The sequence below is a fragment of the Pseudomonas kilonensis genome, from assembly GCF_001269885.1.
GTDB classification, from domain to species: Bacteria; Pseudomonadota; Gammaproteobacteria; order Pseudomonadales; family Pseudomonadaceae; genus Aquipseudomonas; species Aquipseudomonas kilonensis.
The window spans coordinates 148937-165871 of record NZ_LHVH01000022.1; the positions used below are offsets into that span (position 1 = coordinate 148937).

Annotated in this window: 14 protein-coding genes and 1 pseudogene; 6 read left to right on the forward strand and 9 right to left on the reverse strand. The window is 61.7% G+C overall.

Going from position 1 to position 16935, the window contains the following annotated elements:
- Positions 1-59 precede the first annotated feature (59 nt).
- Together AD662_RS14970 and AD662_RS14975 are read left to right on the forward strand one after the other, a co-directional pair.
- The gene (locus AD662_RS14970) at positions 60-1163 is read left to right on the forward strand and encodes a WD40/YVTN/BNR-like repeat-containing protein (RefSeq protein ID WP_053188396.1); all 1104 of its coding nucleotides are present in this window, start codon (positions 60-62) and stop codon (positions 1161-1163) included.
- A gap of 52 nt (positions 1164-1215) precedes the next feature.
- Positions 1216-3636 carry an efflux RND transporter permease subunit gene (locus tag AD662_RS14975; protein WP_053188399.1) on the forward strand — a complete coding sequence of 807 codons (2421 nt, stop codon included), beginning with the start codon at positions 1216-1218 and terminating at the stop codon, positions 3634-3636.
- Between the two features lie 145 nt (positions 3637-3781).
- Here the strand turns inward: AD662_RS14975 and AD662_RS14980 are convergent, their stop codons facing one another.
- Positions 3782-4639, reverse strand: a complete 858-nt coding sequence (locus AD662_RS14980; protein WP_053188402.1) for an SDR family oxidoreductase — start codon at positions 4637-4639, stop codon at positions 3782-3784.
- Positions 4640-4827: 188 nt separating this feature from the next.
- Between AD662_RS14980 and AD662_RS14985 the strand changes: the two genes are divergently transcribed.
- Positions 4828-5232, forward strand: a complete 405-nt coding sequence (locus tag AD662_RS14985) for a VOC family protein (protein ID WP_018604023.1) — start codon at positions 4828-4830, stop codon at positions 5230-5232.
- A 161-nt stretch (positions 5233-5393) separates the two neighbouring features.
- On the opposite strand, the gene AD662_RS14990 is transcribed toward AD662_RS14985, so the two are convergent.
- Entirely contained in the window at positions 5394-6542 is a 1149-nt protein-coding gene (locus AD662_RS14990) for a MalY/PatB family protein (RefSeq protein ID WP_053188405.1), read from the reverse strand.
- Between the two features lie 158 nt (positions 6543-6700).
- On the opposite strand from AD662_RS14990, the pseudogene AD662_RS29815 reads away from it, so the two are divergent.
- The 3 genes and pseudogenes from AD662_RS29815 to AD662_RS15000 all read left to right on the forward strand — a co-directional run.
- Positions 6701-6802 (forward strand): annotated as a pseudogene (locus AD662_RS29815) (alpha/beta hydrolase); the annotation flags it as partial.
- A 227-nt stretch (positions 6803-7029) separates the two neighbouring features.
- Entirely contained in the window at positions 7030-7776 is a 747-nt protein-coding gene (locus AD662_RS14995) for a YkgJ family cysteine cluster protein (RefSeq protein ID WP_053188408.1), read from the forward strand.
- Positions 7777-8017: 241 nt separating this feature from the next.
- On the forward strand, positions 8018-8926 hold the full coding sequence (locus AD662_RS15000; RefSeq protein ID WP_053188411.1) for an AraC family transcriptional regulator: 909 nt from the start codon (positions 8018-8020) through the stop codon (positions 8924-8926).
- Positions 8927-8972: 46 nt separating this feature from the next.
- Here AD662_RS15000 and AD662_RS15005 read toward each other — a convergent pair whose 3' ends face one another.
- The 7 genes from AD662_RS15005 to AD662_RS15035 form a co-directional block, all read right to left on the reverse strand.
- The gene (locus tag AD662_RS15005) at positions 8973-11213 is read right to left on the reverse strand and encodes a xanthine dehydrogenase family protein molybdopterin-binding subunit (protein ID WP_053188414.1); all 2241 of its coding nucleotides are present in this window, start codon (positions 11211-11213) and stop codon (positions 8973-8975) included.
- Between the two features lie 12 nt (positions 11214-11225).
- Positions 11226-11699 (reverse strand): (2Fe-2S)-binding protein, encoded by a 474-nt coding sequence (locus AD662_RS15010; protein ID WP_003201837.1) that lies wholly within the window; start codon positions 11697-11699, stop codon positions 11226-11228.
- Between the two features lie 200 nt (positions 11700-11899).
- Entirely contained in the window at positions 11900-13219 is a 1320-nt protein-coding gene (locus tag AD662_RS15015) for an OprD family porin (RefSeq protein ID WP_053188418.1), read from the reverse strand.
- Positions 13220-13397: 178 nt separating this feature from the next.
- Positions 13398-14228, reverse strand: coding sequence for a phosphodiesterase (locus AD662_RS15020; protein ID WP_053179788.1), 831 nt, complete (start codon positions 14226-14228; stop codon positions 13398-13400).
- Between the two features lie 25 nt (positions 14229-14253).
- On the reverse strand, positions 14254-15285 hold the full coding sequence (locus AD662_RS15025) for an ABC transporter ATP-binding protein (protein ID WP_053188421.1): 1032 nt from the start codon (positions 15283-15285) through the stop codon (positions 14254-14256).
- Positions 15282-16076, reverse strand: coding sequence for an ABC transporter permease (locus tag AD662_RS15030; RefSeq protein WP_053188424.1), 795 nt, complete (start codon positions 16074-16076; stop codon positions 15282-15284). Before AD662_RS15030 ends, AD662_RS15025 begins: the two co-directional genes overlap by 4 nt.
- Positions 16073-16927, reverse strand: coding sequence for an ABC transporter permease (locus tag AD662_RS15035; protein WP_139213180.1), 855 nt, complete (start codon positions 16925-16927; stop codon positions 16073-16075). Before AD662_RS15035 ends, AD662_RS15030 begins: the two co-directional genes overlap by 4 nt.
- Between the last annotated feature and the right edge of the window lie 8 nt (positions 16928-16935).

Consider the following 16935-nt stretch of genomic DNA (forward strand, 5'->3'; position numbering starts at 1 on the left):
ACCGTGGCGAGGAGGCGGTTCGTCGCGGTCGCTTACGATTTTCCGGGCGGAATAACGATATGAACGTTGAAAAAATTTTTGCGCGCCGCAGTCCGCTATGGGGTGTTTGTGTCTTGGTGGTGAGCCTGTTGGTGAGCCTGCCCTTGGTTGCACAGGCCACGACATTGGCCGTGCTGCAACAGCCGGCTTTGCCGACCGCCAAGGCCCAGCGCTCGGTGTTGCTCGGGCTGGCCCGGGCCGGCGAGCGCCTGGTGGCGGTCGGTGAGCGCGGGATCGTGCTGCTCTCCGATGACGCTGGAGTCACCTGGCGCCAGGCCAAGGTGCCGGTCAGCGTCAGCCTGACGGCGGTGCAATTCGTCGATGCCGAGCAGGGCTGGGCGGTCGGTCATCTGGGCGTGGTGCTGCACACCCGGGACGGCGGGGAAACCTGGCAGAAGCAACTCGACGGTCAGCGTGCCATCGCCTCGGCGGTGCAGTTCGCTGAGCGCGATGTCAATCAACCCGACGGTGCCAGCCACTTGGCGCAGGCACGGCGCATGCTCGATGACGGACCGGATAAGCCGTTTCTCGACCTGTACTTCAGTGACCGCCTGCACGGCTACGTCGTGGGCGCCTACAACCAGATCTTCCGTACCGACGACGGCGGGCGAAGCTGGCAGCCGTGGATGCGGCATGTGGACAATCCGCAGGGCTTGAACCTGTATGGCATCCGCGCCTTGGGCAACGATCTGTGGTTGGTGGGGGAGCGCGGTTTGCTGTTGCGCTCGACCGACGCCGGACAGTCATTCCAGGCCTTGAAGTCACCTTACGAGGGCAGCTTTTTCGGCCTGCTCGGCACCCGCGACGGGGCCTTGGTGGTCTATGGCTTGCGCGGCAACGCCTGGTGGTCCGGTGACCGTGGCAACACTTGGCGCCGCCTTGATACCGGTATCGAGTCGACACTGGCGAGCGCCGTCGAACTGCGCGACGGCGGCCTGCTGTTGGCCAGCCAGAGTGGTGAACTTTTATTCAGTCATGACCAGGGTCGAAGCTTTGACAAGCGTCAGAGCCGCAGCGGCGGGACGCTCGCTGCCGTGCAACAGGCGGTCGACGGCAGCCTGGCCAGCGTCGGCTTGACCGGCGTGGCCGCTGACCAGGATCCGCGGGCCTCCGGTAAACCTTGAAACTTCACGGTGTAGCGCTATCGAGCCACGGCTCGTGCAACAGGAGTCAAACTTGAAAGACGACAGAACCCAAACCGTGATCGGCCGCCAGGAAGACTTCGACCGGGCGTCAGGCAACTTCGCTGAGCGGGCGATCTTCAACCATCGACCGCTGGTGATCCTGCTGTGCCTGCTAGTGACATTGGTGCTCGGCTGGCAAGCCACGCGCATCGGCATCAACGCCAGTTACGAGAAGACCATTCCCACCGGACATCCCTACGTCGCCAATTTCCTGGAGAATCGCAAAGAGTTGAGCGGCCTGGGCAACTCGCTGCGCATCGCCGTGGAGGTCAAGCAGGGGAGTATTTTCACCAAGGACTACCTCGACACCCTGGCCAAGCTCAACGACGAGCTCTATCTGCTGCCCGGTGTCGACCGCCCCTACATGAAATCGTTATGGACCCCGACCACGCGCTGGACCGCCGTGACCGAGGAGGGGCTCGACGGCGGCACGGTGATCCCCGACGACTACGATGGCTCGACGACCAGCCTCGAGCAGGTACGGACTAACGTGGCCCGCTCCGGGGAAGTCGGACAATTGGTCGCCGGCAACTTCAAGTCCAGCGTGATCTTCGTGCCGTTGCTGGAAATCAATCCGCAGACGGGCAAGGCGCTGGACTATGGCGAGTTTTCCCGGCAACTGGAGGCGTTGCGAGACAAGTACCAGACCGATGACCTGCGGATTCATATCACCGGCTTTACCAAGATCGTCGGCGACCTGATCGAGGGCATGACCCAGGTACTGCTGTTCTTCGTCGTGGCGGTGCTGGTGACGGTCTTGGTGCTGTTTGGCTACACCCGTTGTGCACGCAGCACCCTGGTGGTGGTGACCTGTTCACTGGCGGCGGTGCTTTGGCAACTGGGGCTGCTGGCCCTGCTCGGTTATGAGCTGGACCCCTATTCGGCGTTGGTGCCGTTCCTGGTGTTCGCCATTGGCATGAGCCATGGCGCGCAGAAGATGAATGGCATCATGCAGGACATTGGTCGCGGTACCCACCGGGTGGTCGCCGCGCGCTATACCTTCCGCCGCCTGTTCGCCGCCGGCATCACCGCTTTGCTCTGTGACGCGGTGGGCTTTGCCGTGTTGCTGCTGATCAACATTCGGGTGATCCAGGACCTGGCGGTCACTGCCAGCCTCGGTGTGGCGGTGCTGATCTTCACCAACCTGATCCTGCTGCCGATCCTGCTCAGCTATATCGGCGTCAGCCCAGCGGCGGCGCAACGCAGCCTGAGTGCGGAAACCACCGAGCAACAGGCGCAGATCAAGCATCCCCTGTGGCGGGTGCTGGATCTGTTCACCCAACGTCGCTGGGCGATTGGCGCCATGTTGGTTGGCTTGCTGTTGGCCGCGTTTGGTTTTGCCGTGAGCCTGCACCTGAAAATCGGCGACCTGGACCCCGGTGCTCCAGAGCTGCGTGCCGACTCGCGCTACAACCGCGATGCGCTGTTCATGACCCAGAACTATGCGGCCAGCTCGGATATTTTCGTGGTCATGATCAAGACCCCGGAGGATCAATGCACCCGTTACGCCAGCCTCTCCGCGGTAGACGCGCTGGCCTGGCAACTGGAGCAATTGCCCGGCGTGGAATCGACCACCTCGATGGCGGCGCTGAGCAAGATCGCCACGGCCGGGTATAACGAAGGCAACTTCAAATGGTATGAACTGATCCCCAACGACGGCGCACTGGGTGCCGTGCAAACCCGTGCCCCGCGAGAACTGTTCAATCAGGGCTGCTCGATGCTGTCGCTGTACGTCTACCTGGCCGATCACAAGGCCGACACCTTGAGCCGGGTGGTGGAGGCCAGTGAAAACTTTATCGCTGGGCACCAGATGCCGGAGGTCAAGTTCATGCTCGCGGCCGGCAGCGCGGGGATCGAAGCGGCGACCAATATCGTGGTGAAGAAGTCCATGCGCGAGATGCTGTTCTGGGTCTATGGCGCCGTCAGTCTGTTGTGTCTGGTGACCTTCCGCAGCTGGCGCGCCACCCTGTGCGCGATGCTGCCGCTGATGCTCACCTCGATCCTGTGCGAGGCGTTGATGGTGGGGCTGGGCATGGGGGTGAAAGTCGCGACATTGCCGGTTATCGCACTGGGCGTGGGCATTGGCGTTGATTACGCGCTCTATGTGTTGAGCGTGATCCTGGCGCGAATGCGTGCCGGCGACACTTTGGCCCAGGCGTATTACCAGGCGCTTCTGTTCACCGGCAAAGTGGTGTTGTTGACGGGCATGACATTGGCAGTGGCGGTGTCGACCTGGGCGTTTTCACCGATCAAGTTTCAGGCTGACATGGGAATCTTGTTAGCCTTTATGTTCCTGGTGAACATGCTTGGCGCCTTGATTCTGCTGCCAGCCTTGGCCTGGTTGCTGCTGCCGCAGAAGGTTTTCTTAAAAAAGCCTGAACCGAGTCGGCGGGAGCGGTGGGTGAGGGGCTGAAGGAGGCGGCCATATAGACGACCTTGGCGCGGGTGAACGCGTTTCTTCTGCGGGAGCGAGCCTGCTCGCGATGAGGCCAGCACATTCAACTTCGCAGCCCAGCGGGAGCAAGCTCCGTCGCCACAGGTAAAACACTGCGCTTTGCTTAAAGTATCGGCTTGCCTCCGGTAATCCCGTAGCGAGTCCCGGAGATGTAGCTGGCTTCGTCCGAGGCCAGCAGCACATAGATCGGCGCCACTTCAACCGGTTGGCCGGGTCGGCCAAGCGGGGTCTGGGAACCGAAGTTCTGTACTTCCTCTTCTGGCATGGTCGCCACGATCAGCGGCGTCCAGATCGGTCCTGGTGCCACGCTGTTCACACGGATGCCCTTGGGGCCGAGCAGTTGCGCCAGGCCGCCGGTGAAGTTGGCGATGGCACCCTTGGTGGTGGCATACGCCAGCAACGTCGGCTTGGGCATGTCGGAGTTGACCGAACTGGTGTTGATGATCGAGCCCCCCGGCTTCATGTGCGGCACGGCAGCCTGGCAGATCCTGAACATCGCCGTGATGTTGATATCGAACGTACGCACCCATTCTTCGTCGGATATTTTCTCAAGACTTTCATGGGTCATCTGGAACGCGGCATTGTTGACCAGGACGTCGATATGCCCGAAGCGGGCGACGGTGTCATCGACGATTTTTCGGCACTGGTCTTTGTTTGCCAGGTCACCGGGCAGCAACAGGCATTGGCGCCCGGCCTGCTCGACCCAGCGGGCGGTTTCCTTGGCGTCTTCATGCTCGTCCAGATAGGCAATCGCCACGTCCGCGCCTTCACGGGCAAAGGCAATGGCGACGGCGCGACCGATGCCGCTGTCGGCGCCGGTGATCAGGGCGATTTTGTTCGCCAGTCGTCCGGAGCCGGTGTAGCTCTGTTCGCCGCAGTCCGGGTAGGGGTCCATTTTCCGTTGGCTGCCGGGCACCGGTTGGCTTTGTTTCGGGAAAGGCGGGAAAGGGTAGTCGACCATTGTCGTTCTCCAGGCTTGGTTGCGATGGAGGGTGGACTCTGGGGTTTCGAACAGAGTTCGGTCGGATTTTCTTGTCAGTCGATGAGCGTGACAATGGGCGTTTCGTCGGTGAACAAAGGACACCGGCGAACATTGGATGAACCTGTATTCTCCTATGTCAGTACGGGGTTTCGATAAGGAGCGGGACAATGTTCAGCCACATACAGATCGGTGCGCGTGACCTGCCGAAAATGGTCGCTTTTTATGACGCAGTCCTCGGCTGCCTGGGACTGGAGCGCATCGAGGGTGAACACGACTCGGGCCCGCCGGGGGAGGGGTGGCAGCGGCCCGGCAAGCATTGGCCACAGGTTTTCGTCCAGTTGCCTTTCAATGGCCTGCCCGCCACCTGGGGCAATGGCATGCAAGTGAGCTTCGCCGCCGACTCGCCGCAAACCGTCCGCGCCGCCTGGGAGCAGGCGATGGCCATGGGCGGTATCGACGAAGGCCCACCCGGCCCGAGGCCACAGTATTGCGAAGGCTATTTCGGGGCGTATTGCCGTGATCCTGAGGGGAACAAACTGTGTTTTGTCCATGCGCCGGATATGCATGAGTAACTGTTGTGGCGAGGGGATTTATCCCCGCTGGGCTGCGAAGCAGCCCCAATAAACAGCGCACGAAGTCAACCTGACACAACGAGTGATCTGTTTTGAGGGCCGCTTCGCAGCCCAACGGGGATAAATCCCCTCGCCACAGGGGATTGTTGTCGCCTGTTGGATCAGCCCCTGGCTTTCAGGCTGCGCTCCATCCGCGCGATGCCTTCCTCCAGCAGCGCCCGCGGGCAGCCGAAGTTCAAGCGTACGAACTGACCGGCGTCGTCGCCAAAATCCAGGCCGGCACTCAGCCCGACCTTGGCTTGTTTCAGGAAGAAGGCCTGCGGGTCATCCAGTCCCAGCCCGGAGCAATCCAGCCAGGCCAGGTAAGTGCCCTGGGGCACGGTCATGGTGACGCCCGGCAGGCGCGTGTTCACCGCTTCGACCAGGTAATCACGGTTGGCTTGCAAATACGCCTTCAAGGCCTCTAGCCACGGGCCGGCTTCGCTATAGGCCGCACGGGTCGCTTCAAGGCCCAGGGCATTGACGCTGTCGACCATGCCGGCCCGGGCGCTGTTGACCCGTTCGCGCAGCTTGGCGTTCTGGATAATCGCGAACGAGGTTTTCAACCCGGCGATATTGAAGGCCTTGCTGGCGGACATCAGGGTGATGGTGCGCTCCGCAATCTCCGGGCTGAGGGAGGCGGTTGGAATGTGCACGCGGCCGTCGAAGCACAGCTCGGCATGGATTTCGTCGGAGATGATCCAGGCGTTCTGCTCCAGGCAGATATCTGCCACGGCCTTGAGTTCCTGACGGTCAAACACCTTGCCCAACGGGTTGTGAGGGTTGCTCAGCAACAGCGCGCCACCGCCCTGTAACGCGTCGCGCAATGCCGCCAATGGCGTGTGGAATTCACCGTTGACCGGGTCGAATGGCAATTCCACTTTGTTCAACCGCCAGTGACTCGGGGCGTTGCGCAGCGGCGGGTAGTTGGGCACCTGCACCACGACGTTCTGCTGGGGTTCCACCAGGGCATGCAGCGCCATGTTGAAACCCGGCTCGACACCCGGCAGGAACACAATCTGCTGGGGCTCGACGCGCCACGCATACTTGTTCCACAGGTCGGCCACGACGGCGGCACGCAGATCGTCCTGGGCCACGCTGTAGCCCAGCATCGGATGCTCCAGGCGCTTGTGCAGCGCGTCGATGATCACGGGCGGGGCGGGGAAGTCCATATCAGCGACCCACATCGGCAACACATCGGCCGGGTAGCGGCTCCATTTGGTACTGCCGGTGCCGTGGCGCTCCAATACCGTGTCGAAATCGAAAGTCATGGGGGCTCCATCAGTCAGTCATGAGATGGTGAACATCATAAAGCAAAGGCCAATGAGAAATGCCGACAACATTGGCATCCTGACCCAGGTGATTCCCTGCACCTCTCGGTTTGTCCGGCAAACCGAGCCTTGCGTATACGCATGTATCTCTGTGTATCTACGAACATCGCCTGATCGATGGTGGCGTCGGCCACAACTTGCCGCAAGAGGCACCGCAGGCGTTCGCCCAGGCGGTGATCGACGCCGATCATCTTCAATGATGCCGCGTTCCCAGCCTCTGGCGTGAAGGGTTGCCTGAAACAACGGATTTTCCTCCCAAGGGCTGATACCTGAAATCACCTTGGATCAGGCAAACATACCGGCGGATCCGGCAAGCGGATTGGCATTTCGCTCCACATACTCTCGCGGCCCTGAGGCCCTGCCACAGCTGTATCCGAGTGGCAGGGGCTTTTGTAGGTCATCGAAAACATGTGTGCGAGTGCTTGATATGGAAAACAACGCGATCCGCTTTGCCTGCAACGGCTGCGGGATTTGCTGCAAGGGTCGGCTGATTCCACTGACGCTGGACGAGGCAAGGCAGTGGCTGCAACGCGGACATGAAGTGGCGGTCGTACTGGAGGCGTTCGATGAGTCGACCTGGCCTTCGGAGCCTCGACAATTTGCCCATAGCGCCCAACGGGCCGTGGCAGTCACCAGTGGCGATGCCCAGATTCGAGTCGTTGCAGTACTGGCGGGCAATGCGCTGACGCAGTGCCGCAATCTCGGCGACGATGGCCGTTGCGGTATTTATGAAGAACGGCCGTTGGTCTGTCGAATCTACCCAATGGAAATCAATCCGCTCATTGCCTTGCGTCCAGCCGACAAGATCTGTCCTCCCGAAGTCTGGGAGACGGGCGAGGTTTTGTTTACCGACCGTGTCGTCGATCCGGTCCTGGCCGATCAGATCGAACGTTCCCGCCAGGCGGACAGGGACGATGCCCAGGCCAAGATTGCGCTGTGTGAAGCGATGGGCATGAACGTCGCGGCTTGGAAGGGCAACGCGCTGGCGGTGTACTTGCCTGATCGAGTGCAGTTGGCTGAGGCGATCATGCGCTACGACCGCGCCCCCGTGGCACCGACAGGCCTGGATTGGAAAGTGCGGGTCGAAACGCCGGCCCTGGCCCAACGACTGCTGCAAGTGGGTGTCGCGCTGGATGATCAACGGTCAACCGGCTACATCTTCCAGAATCTTTAGCACCCAGCCAAACCATCACTTTGTGCCCGCCCAACTCCTGAAACACATTGTCATTTCTGGCCCGAGGTGACTGATGCGAGCTACGGATCGTTAAATCGAGTAGAAATTGCCTCAATCAGGCAAGCGACTCGAACCGCCGACCCAGCATACTGCGTCCATATTGATCAACGACTTAGGGTGATGCCGAACAGCGTTCGCCATCACCGCAAGTCGTGGGTCCGATGTTTTCAAGGAGTGAGATGTGCACACCGATTTCAAAAGCGACCGGGGCGCCAGCGACATCAGTCGCCTGGCCGGCTCGGTCAGCCAGCTTGTGCCCAGCGAAGGCGACCAGATCACCGCCATTGCCGGCTTGAGCCTGCATCGGCGTAACGCGATCAGCGCGCCGACGCACTGCATCTATGGCCTGGGCATCGGCGTGACCTTGCAAGGCCGCAAGCAAGCCATGCTCGGGGACGAGATACTGACCTACGCGCCCGGCCAGTCCATGGTGACCTGCGTGGATCTGCCGGTCATTTCCCATGTTTCCCAAGCCAGTGTCGTCAAGCCATTCCTGGGCATGATGCTGAGATTCGACAGCACGATGGTGATGCAGGTGGCCGAGCGCATGCAGTTGTCACAGCGCATGAGGGACGACGCGTTTCGACCGATTACCGTACAAGCGCTGGATGCCGGGGTGCTGGACGCCCTGCGACGCTTGATAGACCTGCTGGAGGAGCCGCCGCTGCTTGAGACAGTGGCTCCGCTGATCAAGGAAGAGATCATCGCTCGCCTGTTGAGCGGTGCCCACGCGCCGCAGTTACTGCATGTGATCGCTGCCGGGTCACCCAGCCAGCACATTGCCAAGACCGTCGCCTGGCTGAAACTGAATTTTCGCCAAGCGTTGCGCATGGACGATCTGGCGGCACAAGCGCACATGAGTCCTTCCACGTTTCGCCTGCACTTTCGCACCGTGACCGGTATGAGTCCGTTGCAATACCAGAAGCAACTGCGGCTACAAGCCGCTCGGCAGTTGATGTTGAGCCAGAACGTCGACGCAAGCAGTGCCGGGGGCTTGGTTGGCTATGAAAGTGCCTCGCAGTTCAGCCGTGAATACAGCCGTCTTTTTGGGGCGCCGCCGCAGCGGGATATCAAGCGCATTCGCTTGTGATTGTGAGGCGTGCCTGGCATTGCGACCAGACAGCCTCACACCCCGGTCACGCCAACTTGAACGGCAACTCACGCAACGGTTTACCCGTCAGACTCGCCACGGCGTTGGCAAAAGCGGGGGCCAACGCCGGTAGACCGGGTTCTCCCATTCCGGTGGGCGGCTCGGCGCTTGGCACGATGTGGACGGCGAATTCCGGCATGTCGGTAATGCGCGGCACACTGAAGTCCGCAAAATTGCTCTGCTGCACCACACCATCTTTCAGGGTGATCGCGCCACCTGGCAGGCACATCGACAAGCCCATCAGCGCCGCGCCTTGGACCTGGGCCTCGACACTGCGTGGGTTGACCGCCAGGTTGCAGTGCACACCGGCTGTCACGTTGTGCAGCACCGGACGGCCGTCCTGCACCGAGGCTTCGACGACGTAGGCCACCACCGAGCTGAACGACTCGTGGACCGCCACGCCCCAGGCATGGCCCGCCGGTAATTGGCGCTTGCCATACTCGCTCTTGTCCACGGCCAATTGCAGCGCCTCGCGATGGCGCGGGCTCTGGTCACCAAACAGCTTCATCCGGTAGGCCACTGGATCCTGCTTGGTCGTGCGAGCAATCTCGTCGATCAGCGTTTCCATCACAAACGCCGTATGGGTGGAGCCCACGCTGCGCCACCACAGCACGGGAACGTTGAGCTTGGGGTGATGAACCGTCAGCCGCATGGGCAGCGGATACGGATTGCGCAGGCCTTCCGTGGCGGTCGGGTCGATGCCATTTTTCACCTGCCCACCAAACACGGTGCCGGTGATGATCGATTGCCCGACCAGGGCGTGGTCCCAGGCGAGGACCTTGCCACTGTCATCAAAGCCGATGCGCGCGCGGTGCAGGTGCATGGGGCGATAGTAGCCACCCTTGATGTCGTCTTCCCGGCTCCAAAGGGTGCGAATAGGGGCGTTGACCCCAGCGGTGCGCGCGGCCTTGGCCACTTCGCAAGCCAGTACAACGAAATCGTTGGTGGGCACGCCACGTCGGCCAAAACCACCGCCGGCGGTCTGCACGTTCACCTGGATCTGCTCTGGCTTGAGGTCCAGCACCTTGGCGGCCGCAGCCGCATCGCCGCCGGGGAATTGCGTGCCGACCCACAATTGAGCGCCATTGCCAGCAAGCTGCACGGTGCAATTGAGCGGTTCCATGGGGGCATGGGCGAGGTAGGGGAACACGAACTCGGCGTCCAGTTGATGCGGCGCGGTGGCAAGCGGCGTCATGTCGGCATCAAAGTGCAACGGGCCTGGCTTGCCCGCCAGCTCCCGGTATTGAGCCAGTTGTTTTTCGCTGTCCACTTTTTCCACGGCGGACGTGTTCCATTCCACCTTCAGTGCATCGCGTGCCAGCTTCGCCTGCCAGTAACTGTCGGCAACCACCGCAACACCTTCGGCACCGCCGTCCAGCGGCACACGCACCACGGCCTTTACACCTTTCGTGGCCCGCGCCGCGCTGTCATCCAGGGAGGCGATTTTGGCGCCGAACACCGGTGGGCGGGCGACGACAGCCGTGAGCTGCCCCGGCAGATGCATGTCGATGCCAAAATCCTGCTGGCCGCTGCTCTTGGCCTTGGCATCGATACGGGTGGTGGCCTGGCCGATGATGCGGAAGTCCTTGGGATCCTTGAGCGTGATCTGCTCGGGCACCGGCATCGCCATCGCGGCTTCGGCCAGTTCGCCGTAGCTCGCTTTACGGCCTGCCGGGCCGAGGACCATGCCGACCTGGGTGCTCAGGCTCGCCACGTCGACGTTCCAGCGCGCGGCGGCGGCACTCAGCAACATGGCGCGGGCACGGGCGCCGAGTTCGCGGTACTGGGTATAGCTGTTCTTGATCGAGTTGGAACCGCCGGTGAGGTGGATGCCGAAGGCCGGGTCCATGTAGGCGGCGTCACTGTTGCCGTTGCGACTGCGCACCAGGCTCCAGTCGGCATCGAGCTCCTCGGCGAGAATCATCGGCAAGCCGGTCTGCACGCCCTGGCCGAACTCCAACCGGTTGATGGTCACCGTGACCTCGCCACTGGGCGCGATCTGTACGAATGCGGAGGGTTGCTGGGTCGGCTTGAGCGGCGCTGCGGCGGCGCCATTGGCCTCCTGGGCCAGGGCCAGGTGTGGAAACGCCCCCAAGGCCAGCCCGCCGATGCCGACGATCTTGAGAAAGCTGCGGCGGGGCAGCGCAGCGGGGCCGTCAGCCACGTCGCGTTCAAGCATGTGTTGCAAGGCGCGAGGCTGCTCGTTCGGAAAAATCTCGTTCAACATGGTCAGCTCCGATCAGGCAAGGGCTTTGGCGGCATCAGCCACCGCGGCGCGGATACGGGCGTAGGTGCCACAGCGGCAGATATTGCCGGCCATGGCCGAGTCGATCTCGGCGGCCGTGGGCTGCTTGCCCTTGGGCTGGGCCTTGAGAAAAGCGGTCGCACTCATGATCTGGCCGCTCTGGCAGTAGCCACATTGCGCCACGTCATGCTTGACCCACGCTTCGTGCACGGCGCTGCCGACCGGGTCGCTGCCGTTGGTGGCCGCTTCGATGGTGGTGATCTTCTTGCCTTCGGCGGCGGCGATGGGCGTCACGCAGGAACGAATGGCCTGGCCATCCAGGTGCACGGTGCAGGCACCACACAGCGCCGCGCCGCAGCCGAACTTGGTGCCGGTCATGCCTAGCGTGTCGCGCAGGGTCCAGAGAATCGGGGTGCTTGGGTCTACGTCGACCGTGTATTCACGGCCGTTTATGTTCAGGGCGCTCATAGGGGGACCAGCTCCAGATGGTTTGGCTCTGGTTAACTATAGGAAGGAATGGTTGGGGTGGATTGCACGATCCAGGCTGATTCTTGCCTGATCATGCGAATCGACATGCCCTGTGAAGGTGCACGCAGTTGGGTCAGCGCAACAGGGAGGGAGGAAAGGAGCCGCATTGGGAGTGCTGGCGGCTCCTTCCTTCTGCACGGTTACATCAACGGAATGCTATAGCTCACGATCAGGCGATTCTGATCCTGGTCACGAGCAATATCGCTGCGGGACATACCGTTGCGCCAGCCGAAACCGACGTTCTTCAACGCGCCGCTCTGGATCACATAGTCCAGGGAAATATCACGTTCCCATTCACTGGCATCCCGGCCGCTGGCGGTCTGGATGTTGTCGCCCTTGAGGTACATCACCGATGCCTTCAGGCCCGGAACGCCAAGTGCTGCGAAGTCATAGGCATATTGGGCGAATGCCGTGCGCTCACCGGCCTGGATGAACGTCTGGATGGTGCGGTCGGTGTAGAGATAAAGACTCGCGCCGCCTTCACCTTTGCCCACCAGGCCGCCCTGGTTCAGTTGTGTAAAGTTGCTGTCTTCGGACACGCTTTGATAACCGGCGGTAATGGCATGGCCGCCCAACGAATAAATGAACGCCGCACTCCAGGTATCGTTGTCGATTTCACCGCTGCCGTCCTTGGTATAGCCGCCAAGTTTGTAACCACTGGCGCGACCGGCTGCGCTGCTGTTCTTGCCATCGGACGTGGTCTTGAAATAACGCAGGTCGGTTTTCAACGAGCCGTATTCACCCAACGGTAATACATGCAGCAAGCCGGCGAAGTGCTGCTGGTAATAATCTTCCAGATTGGCGTAGTAATACTGGGCGGTCAGGTCCTTGGTCAGTTTGTAATCGCCACCGGCAAAGGTGAATTTGTTGCTCTCCTGGCTGCCGCCCGCCACGGCCAGGCCGGCGCTGTCGCTGGAAGCACGGCCGGTGGCGTGTTCCAGTTGTCCGGCAGTGAAGGTCAGGTTGTCGATTTCATTGCTGGTGACTTGGCCACCCTCGAAGGTTTGCGGCAGCAGGCGGCCATCGTTGGAAACCAGGATCGGCAATTTTGGTTGCAAGGTGCCGTAACGCAGCTCGGTCTTGGAAACACGCATCTTCGCTGTTGCACCGAGACGCGACCATTGGTCCGCCGCCTTGTCACCATCGTTTGGGAACATCGAGCCGCCGACATGACGACCCGCGCCGCTGTCGAGTTTCAGGCCCAGCAGACCCATGGCATCCAGGCCGAACCCCACGGTACCGTCGGTGAACCCGGATTGATAATTGAGCATGAAGGCCTGGCCCCATTCTTCGGTCTTCGAAGGTGCGGCGGCGCCGTCACGGTTATCGTTGTTGAAGTAGAAGTTGCGCAAGTTCAAGTTGGCTTTGCTGTCGCTGATAAAATCAGCAGACGCCAATGGACTCAGGACCAGACTCACACCGCCAGTTAAAACACTCAGCACTTGAAATAGGGCTTTCATCAGGACGAACTCCACCGCGGAATCACTGTTCCGGGCATGTTGAAAAGGCAGCAGGAAGCTCTCGGCCGATCACCTGATGGGCCGATGCGTTAAATGACTCGTTAGAAAATCTTCAATGCTTAGAGTGGGGTAGGGGATAAATCTCCAAAGAGTGCCGTCAATGAAAGTCCCTGGGTTATCAGTCGATCAATCCATGAGCGTCATAAAAGGGGTACGGCCCGGGATATTCGCCAAACACACCGTTATGGGTCACCAACCCCTGTCCATGCCAGTGGTGCAGCAGGTAGCCGGGTGGTTCCAGGTTGAAATGCGCGGGAGCGGTTGGCTGTAGATCCAGGACAATTTGATGGGAGGTGCCGGGACACACGCAGCTCAGGCTGCCACCGAAGCGTCGCTGCATCGGCCGATGCAAATGCCCGCACAGCAAGCGCTCCACCTGCGGATGACGGGCGATGACCTGCTCCAGCGCCGAGGCGTTGATGAACGGTTCGCGGTCCATGTGGCCGATGCCGCTGATAAACGGCGGATGGTGCAGGACCAGCAGCGTTGGCACGTCGGGACGGCAGGCCAACTGTTCATCGAGCCAGCTCAACTGGCTGTCCAGCAACCGACCGCCATGGCCGCCGGGAATGGTGCTGTCCAGGCCGATCAGGCGCAGCGGATGCTTGTCAACCACCCAGTCCAACGGGGCGCAGGCCACGCTTGGCAAATAGTCATGATCGGCAAATGCCGCCCGCAAATGCTCGCGATTGTCATGGTTACCCGGCACCAGGTAGCAAGGCATGTGCAGGCGCGCCAGTTCGGGGTGCAGCACGGCGTATTCATCAGGGCGACCGAAGTCCACCAGGTCGCCACTGATCACCACGATGTCGGGACGCGGCACCCGGGCATTCAAATGATCAACGGCATGACGCAACGCGGCGAGGGTGTCGACGACGCCATAGGTCAGTTTTTCCCCGGCCTTGAGATGCAGGTCGCTGATCTGCGCAATGAGAAACGGATGATTCAAAATAAGCCCTCTGAAAACACGAAGATCACGATGACAGGGTGAACAGCACCTGCGGCTCGACGGCCAAGGCAACCAGCGCGCCGGGGGTATGTATGACGCCGTCGGTGCTGTCCACCAGCAATGGTTGGGCGGCGCCGACGTCCACCAACAGGCGGCTTTGGGCGCCCTGGAAAAACTGGCCCACCAGGCGCCCGCGCAGATGCCCCTCTCTGTCCATCACCCGCAGATGCTCGGGGCGGCAATAGACGGTGGTGGGCAGCCCGGCACCCAGCCATGGCAACTCTCCGCCATGGACTTTCAAGCCCAGGGGCGTGTGCTTGAGCACTGGAAAAGCGTTGAGGTTGCCGACAAAACTGGCGACGAACGCGTTGGCCGGTCGCTGATAGATTTCCCGTGGGCTGGCCAATTGCGCGACGCGGCCGTGCTCCATGACCAGGATCCGATCGCCCAGCGCCATGGCTTCGCCCTGGTCGTGGGTGACGAACACGGCGGTAATGCCGAGATGGCGTAATAACTGATCCAGTTCGCTGCGCAGGCGCTCACGCAACTGCGCGTCCAGTGCCGCCAAGGGTTCGTCGAGCAGTAATACCCGGGGCTTGGGCGCCAGGGCTCGGGCGAGGGCGACTCGCTGGCGCTGGCCGCCGGACAGCTCGTGGATGCTGCGCTTGCCATGATCCTGAAGGCCCACCAGTTCCAGCAGCTCTGCGCAGCGCTTGTTCCGTTCGGAAGGCGCCATGCCGCGAATCTTCAAGCCATAGACGATGTTGCCGGCCACATCCAGGTTGGGAAACAACGCATAGTTCTGGAACACCATGCCCACGTCGCGCCGTTCGATGGGCAGGCGGGTAACGTCGGTGTCGCCAAAAAATACCTGCCCCACATCCGGGCGCTCGAGCCCGGCGATCAGCCGCAGGGTGGTGGTTTTACCGCAACCGGACGGGCCGAGGATCGCCAGGGTTTCGCCGGCCTCTATGGTCAGGTCCAGGTCATGCACGGCAACGGTGCCGTCCGAGAACGCCTTGCGGCAACCCGCCAGGCGAAGGGTGGTTCCGGTCATCGTTTTTCTCCACGGGAAAGGCGCGCGCTGATGGCCTGCAACGCAATCAGCAGCGGCACGATCATCAGCAGGAATATGAGGGTGTAGGCGCTGGCGACTTCCAGCCTGGCCGAGGCATAACTGTCGGCCAGGCCCACCGGCAGCGTCTTGGTCATCGGCGTGTGGAGCATCCAGGTCAGGTTGAACTCGCCCAGCGACAGCGTAACAACCATGAGTACCCCGGCGAGAATCCCTGCCCGGCAATTGGGTACCACCACGCTGAAGAATCGTCGCAGCGGCCCGGCGCCAAGACTGGCCGCGGCTTCTTCCAGGACGGGCAAGTGCTGGCGTTGCATCACTGCCATCACCGGGCGCACCAGGAACGGCAGGGTGAACAGCACATGGCCGACGAGAATGAACAGCCAGCTGCTGCGAAATCCACCAAACTGCCCATAGGTGAGCAGCAACGCCAGGGCGCTGGCCAGGCCAGGCATCGCCACCGGAAGCACCATCAACTCCTCGAACGCATGGCTGAAGCGGTTGTTCATCCGTACCAGCGCGTAAGCCGCTGGAACACCCACCACGCAGACGCACAGTGCGCAGGCCACGGCCAGTTGCAGGGAGAGCCAGACCGTCGGCGAATAGGCCTGCCAGACTTGCACCAGCCAATCGAACGTCAGGCCGCTGGACACACCCTGGAAATAATTGCGTGTCAGCCCGGCCAGCAACGACATCAGCACCGGCACCAACATGAACGCGCAGACCAGCAGGGTGAACAGCAACTGGCCGATAAACAGCGTTGAGCGTCTCACAAGACTGTCCTCGAATTTTTCGCCAGGCGCCGGGCCAGTAGCAATACCGCCCAGGTCAGCGCCCCCAACACCACCGACAGCGCAGCGGCCACGGCGAAATTGGCGTAGTTGGTGAACACGTTGTAGATCGCCACCGGGGTCACGTTCAGGCGGGTGCCCAAGGTGAAGGCCGTGCCGAACGCGCCCATGGAGGTGGCAAAGCAGATCGCTCCGCATGAGACCAGCGCCGGCGCCAGGCCTGGGACGATGACATCGCAGAGCACTCGCCAGTGGCCGGCGCCCAATGAATGCGCGGCTTCTTCCAGGCTGCGATCCAGGCTTTCGCAAGCGGCCATCACCGTGAGGATCACCCGCGGAATCGAGAAGTACAGGTAACCGATACAAAGGCCCATCAGCGAGTAGGCGAAGATCCAGCGCTCACCCGCCAGCTCAAGACCGAGACTGGCGAACAAGCCTTGGCGCCCAGCCAGCAGAATCACCAGGAAACCGACAACCACACCGGGGAATGCCAGCGGGAAGGTCAACAAGGCGACCAACAGCGAACGACCGAAGAAGCGCTGGCGACTGAGGAAACCCCCACTGATGCCACCTACCAACAGCGCCGCGAGGGTCGTTGCCAGAGCCAGCAGGCAAGTCTGTGCCAGGCTGCCCAGGTATTGCGCACTGCCCAGTACCTGCCAATAACCGTTTTCGCCGCCGTCGCGACGTTGCCCGCCCAGCACGATCAGGTGCGCCAGCGGCAACAGCCAGAACGCGAACAGCACCGCTGCCGCAGGCGCCAGGGCCCAGGCCGCGGTTAGCCGCAAACGCGGCACCGTGGCCTGGCCCGACGAGACTCCCCGGGCTTTTATTACCGAGG

Excerpts from the sequence above, each read along its gene's own strand:
- AD662_RS15015 (WP_053188418.1), bottom strand. The coding sequence starts at position 13,219 with ATGAAAGCCCTATTTCAAGTGCTGAGTGTTTTAACTGGCGGTGTGAGT.
- AD662_RS14995 (WP_053188408.1), top strand. The coding sequence starts at position 7,030 with ATGGAAAACAACGCGATCCGCTTTGCCTGCAACGGCTGCGGGATTTGC.
- AD662_RS14990 (WP_053188405.1), bottom strand. The coding sequence starts at position 6,542 with ATGACTTTCGATTTCGACACGGTATTGGAGCGCCACGGCACCGGCAGT.
- AD662_RS15025 (WP_053188421.1), bottom strand. The coding sequence starts at position 15,285 with ATGACCGGAACCACCCTTCGCCTGGCGGGTTGCCGCAAGGCGTTCTCG.
- AD662_RS14985 (WP_018604023.1), top strand. The coding sequence starts at position 4,828 with ATGTTCAGCCACATACAGATCGGTGCGCGTGACCTGCCGAAAATGGTC.
- AD662_RS14970 (WP_053188396.1), top strand. The coding sequence starts at position 60 with ATGAACGTTGAAAAAATTTTTGCGCGCCGCAGTCCGCTATGGGGTGTT.
- AD662_RS15005 (WP_053188414.1), bottom strand. The coding sequence starts at position 11,213 with ATGTTGAACGAGATTTTTCCGAACGAGCAGCCTCGCGCCTTGCAACAC.
- AD662_RS14980 (WP_053188402.1), bottom strand. The coding sequence starts at position 4,639 with ATGGTCGACTACCCTTTCCCGCCTTTCCCGAAACAAAGCCAACCGGTG.
- AD662_RS15010 (WP_003201837.1), bottom strand. The coding sequence starts at position 11,699 with ATGAGCGCCCTGAACATAAACGGCCGTGAATACACGGTCGACGTAGAC.